Origin of the sequence: Cupriavidus sp. SIMBA_020, assembly GCF_046535395.1 — a bacterium.
Taxonomy (GTDB): Bacteria; Pseudomonadota; Gammaproteobacteria; order Burkholderiales; family Burkholderiaceae; genus Cupriavidus; species Cupriavidus campinensis.
The window spans coordinates 1-495 of the sequence record NZ_JAWRWU010000053.1 but is presented as its reverse complement, the minus strand read 5'-3'; the positions used below and the strand labels follow the sequence as shown (position 1 = coordinate 495).

The window sequence follows — 495 nt, the reverse complement described above, 5'->3', positions numbered from 1 at the left end:
CCAGCCATAGTAGAGGCGCATGTGTCTGAAGATCTGCGCCTCGAGCGTGCCGCCGGCATCGACATGGCTCATGTATTCGTCGAATAGCGCTTTGACGTCCTCGTCGTACTCAAACAGATCGTGGACATCCTTGGTGGCGAGCGACGGCGCAGTGAATGGCACGCCGCTGATGGCACCCTCCAGGCGCATGCGATTCAGTGCGATGCGCGCCAGCAGGTCGGAGCGTGCCTGTTCGCCGGGGCGATAGCCGCCGCCGATGTCAGAGTGCACCCCGGGCCAGATCAGCTTTTCAACCGGTGCGCCGCCATCGTGCGCCCGTGTCAGCGGGAAGTAGGCCCGCAGCTCGTGACCGGCCGCGATGTGAAAGCACCGTTCCACCTGATCAGGAATACGCATCCACATGTCGCTATTGAGGTTGTGCCCCGGCAGCCCGACGGACTCGACGGTATCGAACAGACCCAGAAACCGGATATGCAGCGGCGCGGCTTCACCATC

The 495-nt window shown here is 62.8% G+C and carries 1 protein-coding gene; it reads right to left on the bottom strand.

What is annotated here, in order from left to right; all coding sequences use genetic code 11:
- Positions 1–495: T6SS phospholipase effector Tle1-like catalytic domain-containing protein (locus SB751_RS28100; protein WP_410748796.1), on the bottom strand; the 495-nt coding region annotated here is incomplete at both ends.